Annotated in this window: 12 protein-coding genes; 4 read left to right on the top strand and 8 right to left on the bottom strand. The window is 32.2% G+C overall.

Annotated elements, in window-relative coordinates:
• Nucleotides 1–62 precede the first annotated feature (62 nt).
• Entirely contained in the window at nt 63–2,243 is a 2,181-nt protein-coding gene (locus tag ACZ098_RS10560; RefSeq protein ID WP_487311706.1) for a B12-binding domain-containing radical SAM protein, read from the bottom strand.
• Between the two features lie 225 nt (nt 2,244–2,468).
• On the opposite strand from ACZ098_RS10560, the gene ACZ098_RS10555 reads away from it, so the two are divergent.
• The 3 genes from ACZ098_RS10555 to ACZ098_RS10545 all read left to right on the top strand — a co-directional run bounded on the left by ACZ098_RS10555 (nt 2,469) and on the right by ACZ098_RS10545 (nt 12,176).
• On the top strand, nt 2,469–9,869 hold the full coding sequence (locus ACZ098_RS10555; protein ID WP_487311705.1) for a T9SS type B sorting domain-containing protein: 7,401 nt from the start codon (nt 2,469–2,471) through the stop codon (nt 9,867–9,869).
• A gap of 67 nt (nt 9,870–9,936) precedes the next feature.
• Nucleotides 9,937–11,535, top strand: a complete 1,599-nt coding sequence (bshC, locus tag ACZ098_RS10550; RefSeq protein WP_487311704.1) for a bacillithiol biosynthesis cysteine-adding enzyme BshC — start codon at nt 9,937–9,939, stop codon at nt 11,533–11,535.
• Nucleotides 11,536–11,756: 221 nt separating this feature from the next.
• A complete protein-coding gene (locus tag ACZ098_RS10545) occupies nt 11,757–12,176 on the top strand; it encodes a nucleoside-diphosphate kinase (RefSeq protein WP_487311703.1) in 420 nt (139 codons plus the stop codon).
• Between the two features lie 94 nt (nt 12,177–12,270).
• Here ACZ098_RS10545 and ACZ098_RS10540 read toward each other — a convergent pair whose 3' ends face one another.
• Nucleotides 12,271–12,567, bottom strand: coding sequence for a DciA family protein (locus ACZ098_RS10540; RefSeq protein ID WP_487311702.1), 297 nt, complete (start codon nt 12,565–12,567; stop codon nt 12,271–12,273).
• A complete protein-coding gene (locus ACZ098_RS10535; RefSeq protein ID WP_487311701.1) occupies nt 12,567–12,986 on the bottom strand; it encodes a lipocalin family protein in 420 nt (139 codons plus the stop codon). The genes ACZ098_RS10540 and ACZ098_RS10535 overlap by 1 nt, the downstream gene beginning before the upstream one ends.
• Before the next feature lie 102 nt (nt 12,987–13,088).
• Here ACZ098_RS10535 and ACZ098_RS10530 point away from each other — a divergent pair, with 102 nt between their 5' ends.
• The gene (locus ACZ098_RS10530; protein ID WP_487311700.1) at nt 13,089–14,174 is read left to right on the top strand and encodes a serine hydrolase domain-containing protein; all 1,086 of its coding nucleotides are present in this window, start codon (nt 13,089–13,091) and stop codon (nt 14,172–14,174) included.
• An 11-nt stretch (nt 14,175–14,185) separates the two neighbouring features.
• On the opposite strand, the gene ACZ098_RS10525 is transcribed toward ACZ098_RS10530, so the two are convergent.
• From ACZ098_RS10525 to rpmB, 5 genes are all read right to left on the bottom strand, one after another.
• Nucleotides 14,186–14,371, bottom strand: a complete 186-nt coding sequence (locus tag ACZ098_RS10525; protein WP_487311699.1) for a hypothetical protein — start codon at nt 14,369–14,371, stop codon at nt 14,186–14,188.
• A gap of 6 nt (nt 14,372–14,377) precedes the next feature.
• Nucleotides 14,378–15,331, bottom strand: a complete 954-nt coding sequence (ftsY, locus tag ACZ098_RS10520) for a signal recognition particle-docking protein FtsY (RefSeq protein WP_487311698.1) — start codon at nt 15,329–15,331, stop codon at nt 14,378–14,380.
• 193 nt (nt 15,332–15,524) lie between these two features.
• Nucleotides 15,525–15,677: a DUF4295 domain-containing protein gene (locus ACZ098_RS10515; RefSeq protein WP_395054543.1), complete on the bottom strand. Its 153-nt coding sequence runs from the start codon at nt 15,675–15,677 to the stop codon at nt 15,525–15,527.
• A 60-nt stretch (nt 15,678–15,737) separates the two neighbouring features.
• Nucleotides 15,738–15,920, bottom strand: coding sequence for a 50S ribosomal protein L33 (rpmG, locus tag ACZ098_RS10510; protein ID WP_487311697.1), 183 nt, complete (start codon nt 15,918–15,920; stop codon nt 15,738–15,740).
• A 28-nt stretch (nt 15,921–15,948) separates the two neighbouring features.
• A complete protein-coding gene (gene rpmB, locus ACZ098_RS10505) occupies nt 15,949–16,185 on the bottom strand; it encodes a 50S ribosomal protein L28 (protein ID WP_024980263.1) in 237 nt (78 codons plus the stop codon).
• Nucleotides 16,186–16,200 lie beyond the last annotated feature (15 nt).

The following is a 16,200-nucleotide window of genomic DNA, read 5'->3' as shown; positions in this document are numbered from 1 at the left end:
AAGAAAACGTTTTCGTAAAAATTTTAGAAACGAATTTGGTAAATTGATATAGCTAAAAAAAATTATAACACCAATAATCCGAAATCTCGTAAAGTTTCAATAGGTTTGGCATACCAAAACAATTCGAAATCTTCAAAAGTAGTTTCAAAACTATTTTTTAGTTGAGAAAATGTAACTTTATTATGGTTTGAAACTGAAATATCGGACAGAGTTGAAATCAACCAAAGTGCTTTTTCCTGTTCTAAATTGATTTCAAAAGATTGACGCTTGTCATGAAAAGTTAGTTTCATCATGTTCCAAGAAGAACCTTTTTTAGATTTTGTAAAAATTTCTTGTGAAGGTGTTCCTCCAAGCCATACAATTCTTGCAGAAGGTTTTATACTGAAATCTGGCTCTTTTTGAAGTGTATTATAAATGAATTCAGGATTGATTTTGGTATTAGGAATTTTAAAATCGAACCAATCTTTTAACGGAAAATCAAATCCAATTCCGTGCATAAAATTGAACAAGGATTTCTTTAAACCAAAGCTGAATTTGTCGTGATTGATTCCAGTTTTATCGGTGAAAGCAACATCATTATTTGCGAAAGTGATTTCATTTTTCTCAGCAATTACACCAAAATCATCTGGAAACATGCCTACCGGCGAATGCGCAGTCATGGCAAATTGATGCCAAAAACCACTTTGTAAAACTCCTAATTCAAATAATTGACGCACCATTTCAAGACTATCTACAGTTTCCTGAACCGTCTGCGTTGGATAGCCGTACATTAAATAAGCATGCACCATTATTCCGGATTCGGTCAAATTTCGTGTCACTTGCGCTACTTGCTCTACAGTAACTCCTTTTTTAATTAATTCCAAAAGTCGATCTGATGCCACTTCCAAACCGCCAGAAACTGCAATGCAACCTGATGCTTTTAGTAAAATACATAAATCTTTACTGAAGCTTTTCTCAAACCTAATGTTGGTCCACCAAGTTACCGCCAGATTTCTACTTAAAATTTCTAAAGCGACTTCTTTCATTAACGCTGGTGGCGCAGCTTCATCTACAAAATGGAAACCGTTTTCGCCAGTTTGAGCAATCAATTCTTCCATTCTGTCAACCAAAAGTTTCGCCGCTACTGGTTCGTATAATTTAATATAATCTAAAGAAATATCGCAAAAAGTACATTTGCCCCAATAGCAACCGTGCGCCATGGTGAGTTTGTTCCAACGTCCGTCGCTCCACAAACTGTGCATTGGATTGGCAATTTCTATTACCGAAATGTATTTATCTAAAAGTAAATCAGAATAATCTGGAGTTCCAACTTGTGCTTGCTTGTAATCGTGCTTTAACGTATTATTTTTATAAACAACCTTATTGTTTTCCAATAAAAATGTGCGTTTAAACTCGTCTGAATTTGGATTTTGCATATTGAAATATAGCAATTCCACAGGAAGTTCACCATCGTCTAACGTTATAAAATCTAGGAACTCAAAAACGCGTTCGTCTTTTAAATCACGTAATTCTGTATTAGGAAATCCACCACCCATAGAAATTTTGATATCGGGAAAATTGGCTTTAATGAATTGCCCGCAACGAAAAGCGCTGTAGAGATTTCCTGGAAACGGAACCGAAATTAGCACCAATTTAGGATTGACTTCATTTATTCGTTTATCTAAAATTCTAAGCGAAATTTTATCAATAAATGTCAGGTCTTTATTAAGTTCTGAATACATTTCGTCGAACGAATTGGCACTTCTACCCAAGCGTTCGGCATATCTAGAAAAACCAAAATTGGCATCGACACATTCTACAATAAAATCGGATAAATCTTCCAGATATAAAGTAGCCAAATGCTTTGCTTTGTCTTGAATTCCCATGTTTCCGAAAGCCCATTCCATATCATCTAGTTGCTCGAAACGAGCGGCTTCTGGCAGAAAATTATCTTGACAAATTTGCCTAGCTAGAGTAGGATTTTTTCCTTGAAGAAATATAATTACAGAATCAATTGTTTTTAAATATTCGTTTTTAAGCGCAAAAATTCGTTGTGCATTTGGACTTAAAACAGTCGAATTTTCTACTTCAAAAATGGCTGTTAAACCTTCTTTCGAAAACAATTCCAAAATTACCTCGATACCCAAATCCATTTGAAATCCTGAAATATTTTTGGTATTCAAAAAACCTTTAATATAAGCCGTTGCCGGATATGGCGTATTGAGTTGTGTAAAAGGTGGCGTTATTAATAGTAGCTCTTTCAATGGAAAAATTTTTACAAAAGTACTCTAAATTAAGATAAAATGATACTCTTCAGAATATTTGATAATTATAGAAATTGAAAGTATGTTCGGTGAAAATTAATGAAAATTTAAACAAGAGTTTACGTATTAAATTAATATTCGATTCTTAGATGAATTTCTACTTTAATTGAAAGTTATCAAAATAAATTTGATTAGTTTTACAGCCATACTATCATTCTAATCTCTATGGGAAATAAACTACTCATTATCATTTTACTTTCAGTTATTTTAAATGGTTACTCTCAAAACGTACCTGTTTCTACTAAAATTATCGAAGATAAAAAAGGGAAAATCATTACCAATGACGACGAAAAAAAAATCTTTTTATCAAAATTAAAAAGCCATAAAGAAAAAGAAATTAAAGACCTTTCAATTGCTAAAGTAAATCAAACGGCAGTAGAAATATGCACAAATGGTGGTTTTGAGCAGTATGAAACAGTGAGTGGTTCCTTAAAATTAAAAAATTTTTTGTATACTATCGGAGATCCTCCAGGACCAACAGAGTGTAAGTCTATTACAAACACCGCAAATTCTTACATTGATCTTTACGATCCAAACAATACAGATGTTATGGCAACAACTGTACCTGCCAATATTATAGATCCATATATAGGAAATATAAATGCTTTTAACCAATATGCTCTAAAAATAAATTATACAAATTCATCTACCTATGGTTCTATAGTACAAGGAAAGAGATACAAAACTAATAATGAAAATTTTCTAAAATTCAATTATAAGGCAGTTTTAATGACTGTTTACGATACTGGACATACTGATAATCAACCTTTTGTGAAAGCTAGAATTATTAACTCGTCAGGAACGGTTGTAAATGAATTTTGCTTGGTTGGAGATGAAAATAACTGCATTTTTACGGTAATTCCCGATTCAAGTTCTCCAATTTTATTCACAGCCAATTGGCAGTCTGGATTGTTAGATATTTCATCGATACCTAACAATGAGGAGTTTACAGTTGAATTTATGGCATCTCGTTGCGGTTTTGGTGGTCATTTCGGTTATATGTATGTAGATGATGTCTGTTTACTTCAATCCAATGAAAATTTTCAGGGTTCTATAGAATTAAATCCATTAAACAAAGTATGTCCAAATTTACCAATAAATGTTTGTGGAACGTACACAGTACCAAATTCTGGTGGCATTACTGCAACTCTAGGAACCATAACATTAAATATTTATAATAGCTCTGGATTATCAGTGTATAGCACTACTACAACTTCAAGTTTAGACTTAGTAAATAAACAATTCTGTTTTACGCTAAATCCAGCTAATTTTCCGAACGTTACCAATGCAAATTATAATATCGGTGTTAGTGCCACGTATAATTTAACTGGAAATACAGCTTGTGGGAGTACTGTACTTAATCCCGCAAATGATGCAGATGCAAATGTTGGATGGGATATTTCCTTTCAAAATTGCTCGGCAAGCTGTAACTTTGAGGTACAAACTACTAAACTATCCTTGTGTGATGCAAATCATGATGGAATAGAAATTTTTAATTTAAGTAATGCCAATGCAAATATTGTTACTTCTACAACAGGTCTTACATTTAGTTATTTTACTAACTTTAATGATGCAAATGCAAATACCAATTCGATAGCGAATAGCACTAGTTATAGCAGCTCGAGTACAACACTATACGTTCGAGTAACTCAAAACGCTACTTGCTTTAGAATTATTGCAATTACTTTAGAAGTGCGAAATCCTAATGTAAACATAACTGGTATTTTAAATGTATGTTCTGGTAGTACAATCTTGACAGCATCAGAAGGAGTTTCTTATTTATGGAGCACAGGAGCAACAACGAAGAATATCTCTGTATCTACAATTGGAACCTATTCTGTAACTGTTACAGATGCAACTGGTTGTAGCAACAGCAGCTCAGTTACAATTGGAGCTTCACAAATTGCAACGACTCCAAATGTAACGATTACTCAACCAAGTTGTTTTTCAGCAACTGGAAGTATTCAAATAACGACCCTTGCTGCAGAATATAGTTTTAATAATGGTACTACGTGGGTAACAAATCCAATATTAAATAATTTAAGTCCTGGAGTCTATAATGTAAAAATAAAAACTGTAAATAATTGTATTTCATTTCCCCTGGCAGTAACAATAAACGCAGCTCTTACCTCGTATCCCAATTTTAACTCTACAAACCCAGCATTTTGTGGTGACTTTGGAACTATTACAATTACTACTTCTGCGCCATTTTACAGTTTTGATGATGGTGTAACTTGGGTAACGAATCCTATTGCTACCAATTTACCAAATGGCACCTATAAAATCAGAACAAAAGATGCACAAGGATGTATATCAAATTTCAATACTGTCTTAATAAATAGCGTTACGTTAGAAACTCCAACATTTACAGTAATAAATCCAGCTTGTGGTGCAGATGGAAGCTTAACCATAAACACTGTTTCCGATTTTTACACATTTAATGGAGGAACAACTTGGGTCACAAGTAATGTATTAACCAATTTAACGTCGGGTAGTTATTCGTTGGCAATAAAAAATAATTTAGGTTGTACATCACAATACACTAATGCTTACATTAATGACTTACAAGATACCTATCCTGCCGTAAGTACAGTCCAACCCATTTGTGGAACTGGTGGTAGTATTGCTATAACTACAATTTCAAATTTTTATAGTTTTGATAACGGTGCAACATGGGTAACAAATAATATTGCTACAAATCTTCCACCTGGTCAATACATAATTAAAGTAAAAAACGCAAACGGTTGTATTTCTCTTTCCAATAGTATTTATTTATATACACCAACTTTACAAAATCCAATTATTGACTTAATTCAGCCTCAGTGTGGAACAAATGGAACAATTACTGTAAACACATTGTCAGATTTTTATAGTTTTGATGGAGGTACTACTTGGGTTACAAACAACGTTATGAGTTTACCACCTGGGAATTATCAAGTAATGGTAAAAAATAATATTGGCTGCACTTCTAGTCCTACCTACACCAATTTAAACGAACCTTCATTACCAACACCACTTTTTACAGTAGTGCAACCACTTTGCGGAAATACAGGAAGTATCACTATTAACACAGTAGCTGCTTTTTATAGTATAAATGGAGGAAATACCTGGGTTACCAATTCTGTTTTTAATAATTTATCTGGTGGATACTATTACATTAGAATAAAAAATAATCTTGGATGTATTTCAGATTACACTGGTGTTACTTTAAATACAACCTATTTGCCTCAAGCAACTTATACTTACACAAATCCATATTGCGGATATGTCGGCAATATCACATTTACTTCATCGGCTGCATTTTATAGCATTGACAATGGAGCTACTTGGTCAACAAATCCTGTGTTTAATAATTTACAATCCAACTTTTACTATCTAGTTGTAAAAGATAGCTCTGGATGTATTTCAAACTCAATTTCAGTTTATTTAAATTCTAATTATTTAAATAACCCAAACTTCACATCTAATTTTTCTTGTACAACTAATACCGGAACAATAACAATAACATCAACTGCCTTTCAATATAGCATAGATGATGGAATTACTTGGTCGTCAAATGCAATATTTTCAAATCTTTCTTCTGGATATTATTATATTAAAATTAAAAATAATGCAGGCTGTACATCTAATTATGAATCTTTTTATTTGGGTGGTACTTTACCGAATCCTTCATTTACAAAAGTTCAACCTTTGTGCGGTGTTAATGGCAGTATTACAGTAACTACTGTAGCACCATTTTATAGTATCGATGGTGGAAATACATGGGTAACCAATCCTGTGTTTAATAATTTGGCACCTGGAACTTATTACGTAAAAATCAAAAATTCATCTGGTTGTCAATCCTACACAAGTTATGTTGAACTTGAACAACCTTATATTCCAAATCCAAATTACACTATTACTCAACCTACATGCGGAATAGGTGGAATTATTAATATTACTACTACAGCTGCACAGTATAGCATAAATAATGGCGTTAATTGGCAAACAAGTCCTAATTTTTCAAACTTAACTGAAGGGTATTATACTATTGTAATAAAAAACAGTCAAAACTGTATTTCACAAGGGTTTTCTGTTTACATAAACACCTATTACCTACCAAATCCTAATTTTACAATTGTGCAACCTAGTTGTGGGAGTAATGGTAGTATTTCCATTGCAACTACAGCTGCAGAGTACAGTTTTAACGGAGGAACTACTTGGGTTACCAATCCTGTTTTATCTAATTTAACTTCAGGATATTACAATATCAGAATAAAGAATAGTCAAGGATGTACTTCAAATCCAAATTCAGTTTACGTCAATATTATTCAATTTTATTTACCAACACCACTTGTAACAATACAACAACCATCTTGCGGAAACAATGGAAATATTACCGTTTTAACCACTTCAGATTTTTACAGTTTTGATAATGGTGCTACTTGGACAACCAATCCAATTTTGTTAAACCCTGCTCCAGGATACTATTATGTTAAAATCAAAAATAATTTAGGTTGTACGTCTCTTGCGCAATATTCTTACGTGAACTCATTTTATTTACCATCACCAAATGTAACAACTACACAACCAACATGCAGTAATCCAACAGGAACTATTAAAATAAATACGCCTGCAGATCTATACAGTTTTGATGACGGAACTACTTGGACAATCAATTCAATATTAACTAATGTCTCAGTAGGAAGTCATTATGTAAAAATTAAAAATTCATTAGGATGCGAATCTAATAGTACATATGTTTACATTCAATCTCCACCATTTATTCCTACAGCACCTTCGGTAATTGTAACACAACCTTCTAGCTGCGGAACTACTGATGGAGCCATAACCATAACCACTACAGCAAGTGAATATAGTTTTAATGATGGAGCAACATGGACAACCAATCCAACTAAAATTAATTTAGCCGCTGGGACTTATAATATTAAAATAAGAAATAACTCTTTTCAATGTGAATCAGCAACTTCCGTTGTCAATCTTACTTCAGGCGTAACAATCGCTTCACCAAGTTTTACGGTATCAAATCCTGGTTGTAATAACTTAAACGGATCAATAACCATTACTACTCCAGCATCCTATTACAGTTTTGATAATGGATTTACCTTTGTGAATTCAAACACGAAAAGTAATTTGCCACCTGGAGTCTATCAATTAAAAATAAAAAATGCAGCTGGTTGTATATCTAGTTCAATTTCTGCAACAATAGTTAATTCCGCTAATCTTGCCTCACCAAGTTTTACTGTTTCACAACCAAATTGTACCTCTTCTACAGGTTCAATTACTATAACAACAAACTCAACTCTTTATAGTTTTGATAATGGTGTAACATTTACATCTTCAAACATTCAAAATGGGTTAAGCAACGGAAATTATTTAATTAAAATAAAAGATGCAACAGGTTGTTTATCCGATGTAAGTGTAGTGACTATAAATACAGCACCAATCACGCCAAACGCTCCTACAGTATCTATTGCTCATCCTTTAAACTGTACAACTGCGACCGGAATAATTACAGTTACTACTACTGCAACACTATTTAGTTTTGATAATGGATTAACATGGAGTTCATCTAATGTTTCAACTCCATTAGTTTCTGGTACTTATCAAGTTCTTGTGAAAGAATCTACATCAGGATGTCCTTCAGTGCCAACAACTGCTGTAATTAATAATCCTCCAAATTCGCCAGCGCCACCTACTATTGTAATTACACAACCATTGTCTTGTGTAAATCCGTTTGGAACCATAAGCATTACTAGCACTGCTTTCGAATATAGCTTTGATAATGGACTGACCTATACAAATAATCCGAACTCTTTACCCTTAGCCGTTGGAAGTTATGAGATAAAGGTTAAAAACAGTTCAAATTGCGAATCAAGTGCGGTAACTGCTGTCATTGATGCTCCAAATGATTATCCAATTGCGCCTCAATATACTATAATTCAACCTGATTGTATTACTAGTACGGGTTCGATTTCAATATCGACATCAGCCACTTCCTATAGTTTTGATGATGGAGTAAGTTGGACAACAAATCCTATTATGACCAATTTACTTCCTGGCACTTATAAATTAAAAATTAAAAATGCTTTGGGTTGTAATTCTCCTTTTAGTAATGCAGTTGTTGTGCCTTTTACAAACTTTCCTACATCACCAACTTTAGTCGCATCACAAACATTCTGTATTCAAGAAAATGCAACTATAAACGACATTATTATTTCTGGTACAAATATAAATTGGTATGATGCTTTAACTGCTGGAAATGTAATTCCAAATTCAACAAATTTAGTTAACGGCACTACGTATTATGCTTCACAAACTATTAGCGGTTGCCCAAGTTTAAGAGTTCCTGTTACCATTACAATTCAAAATACGATGGCACCAACAGGAGCTTCAAATCAAGTATTTTGTTCGACTGCAAATCCAACTTTAAATACTATCCCTTTAACAGGAACATCATTAAATTGGTATGCAACTAATTCAAGTTCGACCATTTTACCAATTTCAACTTCATTGGTTGACGGAATGACCTACTTTGCAACACAAACAATTAACGGATGTGAAAGCGTTACTAGATTTCCAGTCACCGTTGGTTTAATAACCTCATTAAATGCCAATAATTATTCTCAATCATTTTGCGATGACTTGAATGATGGTTCAGAAATTGTAAATTTATCTAATTATAATTCAAATTTTGTAGCTTCAACTTCGGGTATGACTTTTTCATATTACTCGTCATTTTATGATGCCGAAAATCAAGTTATAGCCAACCAATTAAACACCAATTATAGCTTGTCACTAGGCTCAACAATTGTATATGTAAGATTAGATTCTACAAATGGTTGCCACCAAATAGTGGAATTAAATTTGTCATTGTATCAAACACCTATAATTTTAATTAATGATGTAATGCCAATTTGTAAAGCGAGTAGTATAGTTGTAGATGCTGGCACAGGTTTCAATAGTTATTCTTGGTCAACTGGAGCAACTAGTCAATCAATTACAATACTAACTCCCGGAAACTATTCTGTAACCGTTACAAAAAATTATGGTACAATAATATGTTCCTCTGTAAAAGCATTTACTGTGGTTGAATCAGAAATTGCAACAATTACATCAATCGAAATAGAAGATTGGACCGATACAGAAAATGTAATTGAGGTTTTAACCGCTATCAATGATAACTACCTATATTCACTTGATGGAATAAATTATCAAACAAGCAATACGTTTAACGGATTGGCAAGTGGTTTTTATACTGTTTACGTAAAAGACGAATGTGGCATTGTTGCCGAAGATATTGTATTGCTAAATTATCCTAAGTTTTTTACTCCTAATGACGATGGTTTTAATGATTTTTGGAGAATTAAATTTTCGCAATTTGAACCTAATATATCCGTTACAATTTTTGACAGATTTGGAAAAATTATCAAAATTTTAAATAAAAATTCTGTTGGTTGGGATGGTACTTATAAAGGAACAATGATGATTTCTGATGATTATTGGTTTGTAGTAAAAAGAGAAAACGGAAGAGAACATCGAGGCCATTTTACATTAAAAAGATAAACCTTAATTCAAAGTTAAAGCAAATTCAATTAGCAAAATTTTAAGTATTTTTGTAAAAAATTAAACCATGCCAACCTACTGTATTAACTATCAAGAATCTGGATATTTTTCAAAGATTATTACTGACTATTTAGATGAAAAATCCGAGTTAAAACAGTTTTACAATAGATTTCCAAAACTTGAAAATTTTGAAGCACAAATTATTGAAAAAGCTGAAAATTTCAATATAAACGATAATTTAAATCGGCAGATTCTAGTTTCGGAATTAGAACGACAATATGCAGATTTAGATGCTTCTCTAAGTACTTTAAACAACCTAAAACTTTTAAACAATACCACTACTTTCACCATTACTACTGGTCATCAGCTGAATTTGTTTACTGGACCTTTATACTTTTTGTACAAAATTGTTTCAACTATAAATCTTACTAAAGAGTTAAAACATAAATTTCCTCACTATGATTTTGTCCCTATTTATTGGATGGCAACAGAAGATCATGATTTTGAAGAAATAAATTATTTTAATTTTAAAAATAAAAAAATCAGCTGGAATCGTGAAAGTTTTGGACCAGTTGGAAGACTTTCTACTGATGAAATTGAAGAAGTATTTACACTTTATGAAGAGGTTTTAGGAATAGGAACAAATGCAGAATTTCTTAAAAATCTTTTCAGAAAATCGTATTTAGAACATTCCAACCTTGCTGACGCAACTAGATATTTAGCCAACGAATTGTTTAAAAATGAAGGTTTGGTAATTGTTGATGCTGATAATCGCGAACTGAAAAAACTATTCATTCCATACGCTAAGGAAGAATTACTGCAACAAACTTCGTTTAAAAAAGTTACAGAAACCAATACCCAATTGGAAACTTATAAAATTCAAGTTAATCCGAGGGAAATTAATTTATTTTATATTGAAGACAATCTGAGGGAACGAATAGTTTTTGAAGATGAAAAGTATAAAATAAACAATACAAAAATAGCCTTTACTGAAGCTGAAATTTTGGAGCAATTGGAAAACTTTCCTGAAAAATTTAGTCCAAATGTAATTCTGCGAACGTTGTATGAAGAAGTAATTTTGCCAAACTTGTGCTATATTGGCGGCGGTGGCGAATTGGCTTACTGGCTGGAATTAAAATCTAATTTTGAAGCTAATAATGTTACATTTCCGATGTTATTATTAAGAAATTCGGTGGTTTTAGCAACTCAAAAACAAGTTGAAAAAGCGGATAAATTGGAATTGTCTTGGAAGAATTTATTCTTAAATCAACAGGAATTATTTACCCAAAAAACAAAGGAATTTTCAGAGTTTAAAATTGACTTTTCAGAGCAAAAAGAAGTTTTGCGAATGCAATTTGAAAAGTTAAAAGAAATTGCTGATAAAACTGACAAATCGTTTTCTGGAGCAGTAAAAGCTCAAGAAGTTAAGCAAATTAAGGGCTTAGAAAATTTAGAAAAACGATTATTAAAAGCTGAAAAACGTGTTCATGCCGAAAGTTTGGAACGCATTATTTTGCTACAAAACGAGTTGTTTCCTAATCAGAGTTTGCAGGAACGAAAAGCGAATTTCAGTGAATTTTATTTAGAATTTGGACCTGAATTAATAACTAAATTACTTGATGAATTGAAACCGCTTAGTCAGGAATTTAAAGTGGTTGTATTGTAATTGTTAACAAAAAGTGGTTTCCTAAATAGCCCTGATTGCAGTGGAAATCGTTTTCTTTTTCTTAAAAAAAGAAAATATTGAAACGGAAAGCAGGAATTGCATAACTAAAAATGCCCAAACCATTTGCTCCAAATAATACTAGTATAACAACTTCAGATTAAATTATTATATTTTAAACAAAAAAGCTTACTTTTGCACGCAAATTAAAAACATATAAAAAAATGGCTACAAATAGAACATTTACAATGATTAAGCCCGATGCTGTTGAAAACGGACACATTGGTGGAATTTTAAATATGATTACTGAAGGTGGTTTCAAAATTGTTTCTTTGAAATTAACACAATTAACTGTTGCTGATGCGCAAGCTTTTTATGCTGTTCACGCGGCAAGACCTTTTTATGGTGAGTTGGTTGAATTCATGTCTCGTGGACCAATTGTGGCTGCAATTCTTGAAAAAGAAAATGCTATCGAAGATTTTAGAAACTTAATTGGTGCTACTAATCCTGCTGATGCTGCTGAAGGAACTATTCGTAAAAAATACGCAACTTCTATCGGAGAAAATGCCGTTCACGGTTCAGATTCTGATGAGAATGCTGCTATTGAAGGTGCTTTTCACTTTGCTGGAAGAGAGCAATTCTAATATTAGATTTTAGATATCTGATAGTAGATATCTTAAAATAAAAAATCTCGTTTCTTAACCGAAACGAGATTTTTTATTTATTTAAAATTTAAATCTATCTTAAAACAACCGAAGATACAATGTCTTTTCGCAATTCTTCGTTGATCATTTTAATAATTTTGTCTTTTCCGTAACTTAGCTCTTCACGCAAAACTGCTGATGAAAGTTTTACATATAACGTACTTCCTTTTAAAACAACTTCTTGGGTATAACTGTTTACACCATTACCCATAAGGTTTTTCCAAGCTTGTTCTACATCAATTTTATCCATGCCGCTTTCTAATTTATTGACTACAATAAACTGCTTTAAAACATCGGATATCGAACTTTCATTACCGCTTCTTTTTGCCATTATTTTAAAGAAAATGGTGTTTGTCTTTTATAGTGATATTCTAATTTGTCAGCATTTTTTAATACTAAACTTGAATCTTTTAGCGTTATTATTTGCTCTTTCCATTTGGAATAGGCTGTTGTATAATTGATGAAAAATATTCCACTAGAATCAGAAATCACAATATTCTCTTTGACATTGTTGATTAAATACTTACCATCAAGCTGCGGATATACTTTTTTACGAAAGCCTTTTTTATCTTTCAGTTCAAAATAATCAATCGATTCATTTACCTTATATTCTTTTTTTTCTCCGTCGGGCAAAAGTACTTTTTCAATCTCCCAATACCCATTTATTTTAGGCAAATCTTCTTGTTTAATCTTTTGATTACAAGAGATTAACGTTAAGAACGTTGCAAAAACTACTATTATTTTTTTCATGACTTAAATAAAATTGAAAATTACAATTTATTTTAATGAATAAAAACTATTTTTGATTAAACCTTTTTGAATTTAATAAGTCAAAATAGAAAATTTACTCCTATGAAAAAATATTTTACTTTGCTTGTTATATCAGTGGTATTATTCGGATGTAGTTCTGATTCAACTTCTGAAGACACACCACCAATAGCAGAAGAAACTATGTATTTTCCACCAAATGATGGAAGTACTACTTGGGAAACTAAGTCAATAGCAGATTTAAGTTGGAATCAAAGTGCTGTTCAACCTCTTGTAGATTATTTGACCTTAAAAAATTCTAAATCTTTTATGATTCTGGTAAACGGACGGATTGTTATGGAAACTTATATGAATGGCCATACAGCAACAAGTCCGTGGTATTGGGCAAGCGCTGGTAAAACATTAACATCAACAGTTACAGGAATTGCTGAACAAGAAGGTTTGATAAATACTAGCAATAAAGTTTCTGATTATCTTGGAACAGGTTGGACTAGTGCGCCATTGGCAAAGGAAAATCTTATCACTTGTAAGAATTTATTAAGTATGAATTCGGGTTTGAATGATGCTTTGGGAGATGATGTTTCGCCAGCCAATTTGCAATATACAGCCGATGCAGGAACACGATGGGCTTACCACAATGTTTATGTGAAACTCCAAGATGTTGTTGCAGCTGCAAGCGGACAATCTTGGCCCAATTATTTTAATGTAAAACTGAGAGATAAACTCGGAATGAGTGGAGCTTGGATTGATTCAGGTGCTTCTGGTGACTTAAGCGTATATTGGAGTACAACTAGAAGCATGGCTCGTTTTGGATTAATGATTTTAAATAAAGGAAAATGGAACGGAACAACAATTTTAAACGAAAATTATTTTAATCTTGCAACCAATACTTCTCAAAACATAAATCTAGGATATGGCTATTTATGGTGGCTAAATGGCAAATCAAGTTATCATTTACCTCAAACACAGCTTACTTTTCAAGGAAGTATTATTCCAAATGCTCCCAATGACATGTTTATGGCTTTGGGGAAAAACGATCAAAAAATATATGTAATTCCTAGCAAAAAGATGGTGATTGTTAGAATGGGTGATGCAGCCGATGATGTAAATTTAGCTCTATCTGACTTTGATGAAACACTATGGCAAAAAATAAATGCGTTATATCAATAACGCATTTATTTTTAGCTCTTTCTACTTGTAAATTTAATTATAGCCCAAATAAAAAGTATAAAAAACAGTAACTGCAAAAACATTGCTGTATTGGCTGAATATTTTTCAATAAATTTAGAAATTACTTCTAAAATAATACTGACTATCAGTAAAGCTAAAGGTGGAATGTTTTTTAAATAAAGTAGTATTTTACTCATAAATTTCTATTTAAAGAAAGAATCTACAAACTCATATTTATTGAAAACCTGAAGATCTTCAATACCTTCACCAACACCAATGTATTTTACTGGAATTTTAAACTGATCTGAAATACCTATAACCACACCACCTTTTGCAGTTCCGTCCAATTTGGTTACTGCTAAACAGGTTACTTCGGTTGCAGCGGTAAATTGGGTTGCTTGCTCAAATGCATTTTGACCAGTTGAACCATCGAGAACCAACATAACGTCGTGCGGTGCATCTTCTACAACTTTTTGCATTACGCGTTTTACTTTAGTCAATTCGTTCATCAAGTTAACTTTGTTGTGTAATCTTCCGGCTGTATCAATAATTACTACATCCGCATTTTGTGCTACGGCACTTTGCAATGTATCGAAAGCAACCGACGCTGGATCACTTCCCATTTGTTGTTTTACAATTGCAACTCCTACTCGATCTGCCCAAATTTGTAATTGATCTATTGCCGCAGCACGAAAAGTATCTGCAGCACCAAGAACAACAGTATAACCTGATTTTTTTAATTGATAAGCCAGTTTTCCTATGGTCGTGGTTTTACCTACTCCATTTACACCAACTACCATAATTACATATGGTTTTTTGTTTTTTGGAATTTCAAAATCGGTTGCTTCTCCAGAGTTGGTTTCAGATAAAAGTCCGGCTATTTCTTCTCGAAGTATTTTATTCAGTTCTTCTGTTCCAAGATATTTATCGGCAGCAACACGTTGCTCAATTCGAGTAATTATCTTTAGCGTTGTATTGACTCCAACGTCAGAGGAAACTAAGACTTCTTCAAGGTTGTCTAAGACTTCGTCGTCAACCTTTGATTTTCCAGCTACAGCTTTGGTTAGTTTAGAAAAAAATGAAGTTTTAGTTTGTTCTAAACCTTTATCTAACGATTCTTTTTTTTCTGAAGAGAATATTTTTTTAAAAAAACTCATAAAACTTATGGTTTGTTATTTTGTTTGTTCTTAAAATTTTATAACAAGTGTAGTACTAAATTCCTAAATAATTAATATTCGTCTGTTCAAATCGAATAACGATACACTTTTAAAAAAAATTAGTTACAAATATAAAAATAAAAAAGCTACTTTCGGGTTGAAAGTAGCTTTGATATATGTTTTTTTTTGGAAATTATTTCTTTGCTAAGAAACTATCCACTTCTTCTGGTGTCATAATGCTTTCAACAAATGTGTAAGCTCCAGTTTTAGGAGATCTTACCATTTTGATAGCTTTTGATAATCTTTTTGAAGATGTTTGTAACGATGCTACGGTTTTCTTTGCCATGACTAATTGTTGTTATATGAACTTATCAATACCTACTTGGTAGGATTCAATAGTTTCTAATTATTTAATTTCTTTGTGAACAGTCATTCTCTTTAAGATTGGATTAAATTTTTTAATCTCTAATCTGTCTGGAGTATTTTTTTTGTTTTTAGTGCTAATGTAACGAGACGTACCAGGTAAACCTGTAGTTTTGTGCTCTGTACATTCTAAAATAACTTGTATTCTATTACCTTTCTTTGCCATTTTGCTATATAGTTATTTTTGGAAAAGATTATTTAATAAATCCTTCTGACTGTGCTTTTTTCAAAACTGCAGCGATTCCATTTTTATTAATTGTTTTAATTGTAGATGCAGCTACTCTAAGAGTAATCCATCTGTCTTCTTCAGGAAGATAAAAACGTTTTTTAACTAAGTTTACAGAAAATTTTCTCTTAGTTTTGTTCATAGCGTGAGAAACATTATTTCCTACCATCGCTCTTTTACCTGTAAGGTCACAAACTCTTGACATTATGCTTATCTTTTA

Source organism: Flavobacterium sp. SP2 (assembly GCF_057626655.1).
This window is presented reverse-complemented; position numbering and strand designations above follow the sequence as displayed.

Excerpts from the sequence above, each read along its gene's own strand:
- ACZ098_RS10545 (WP_487311703.1), top strand. The coding sequence starts at position 11,757 with ATGGCTACAAATAGAACATTTACAATGATTAAGCCCGATGCTGTTGAA.
- ACZ098_RS10535 (WP_487311701.1), bottom strand. The coding sequence starts at position 12,986 with ATGAAAAAAATAATAGTAGTTTTTGCAACGTTCTTAACGTTAATCTCT.
- ACZ098_RS10525 (WP_487311699.1), bottom strand. The coding sequence starts at position 14,371 with ATGAGTAAAATACTACTTTATTTAAAAAACATTCCACCTTTAGCTTTA.
- ACZ098_RS10555 (WP_487311705.1), top strand. The coding sequence starts at position 2,469 with ATGGGAAATAAACTACTCATTATCATTTTACTTTCAGTTATTTTAAAT.
- ACZ098_RS10530 (WP_487311700.1), top strand. The coding sequence starts at position 13,089 with ATGAAAAAATATTTTACTTTGCTTGTTATATCAGTGGTATTATTCGGA.
- rpmB (WP_024980263.1), bottom strand. The coding sequence starts at position 16,185 with ATGTCAAGAGTTTGTGACCTTACAGGTAAAAGAGCGATGGTAGGAAAT.
- ACZ098_RS10540 (WP_487311702.1), bottom strand. The coding sequence starts at position 12,567 with ATGGCAAAAAGAAGCGGTAATGAAAGTTCGATATCCGATGTTTTAAAG.
- ftsY (WP_487311698.1), bottom strand. The coding sequence starts at position 15,331 with ATGAGTTTTTTTAAAAAAATATTCTCTTCAGAAAAAAAAGAATCGTTA.
- rpmG (WP_487311697.1), bottom strand. The coding sequence starts at position 15,920 with ATGGCAAAGAAAGGTAATAGAATACAAGTTATTTTAGAATGTACAGAG.
- ACZ098_RS10515 (WP_395054543.1), bottom strand. The coding sequence starts at position 15,677 with ATGGCAAAGAAAACCGTAGCATCGTTACAAACATCTTCAAAAAGATTA.
- bshC (WP_487311704.1), top strand. The coding sequence starts at position 9,937 with ATGCCAACCTACTGTATTAACTATCAAGAATCTGGATATTTTTCAAAG.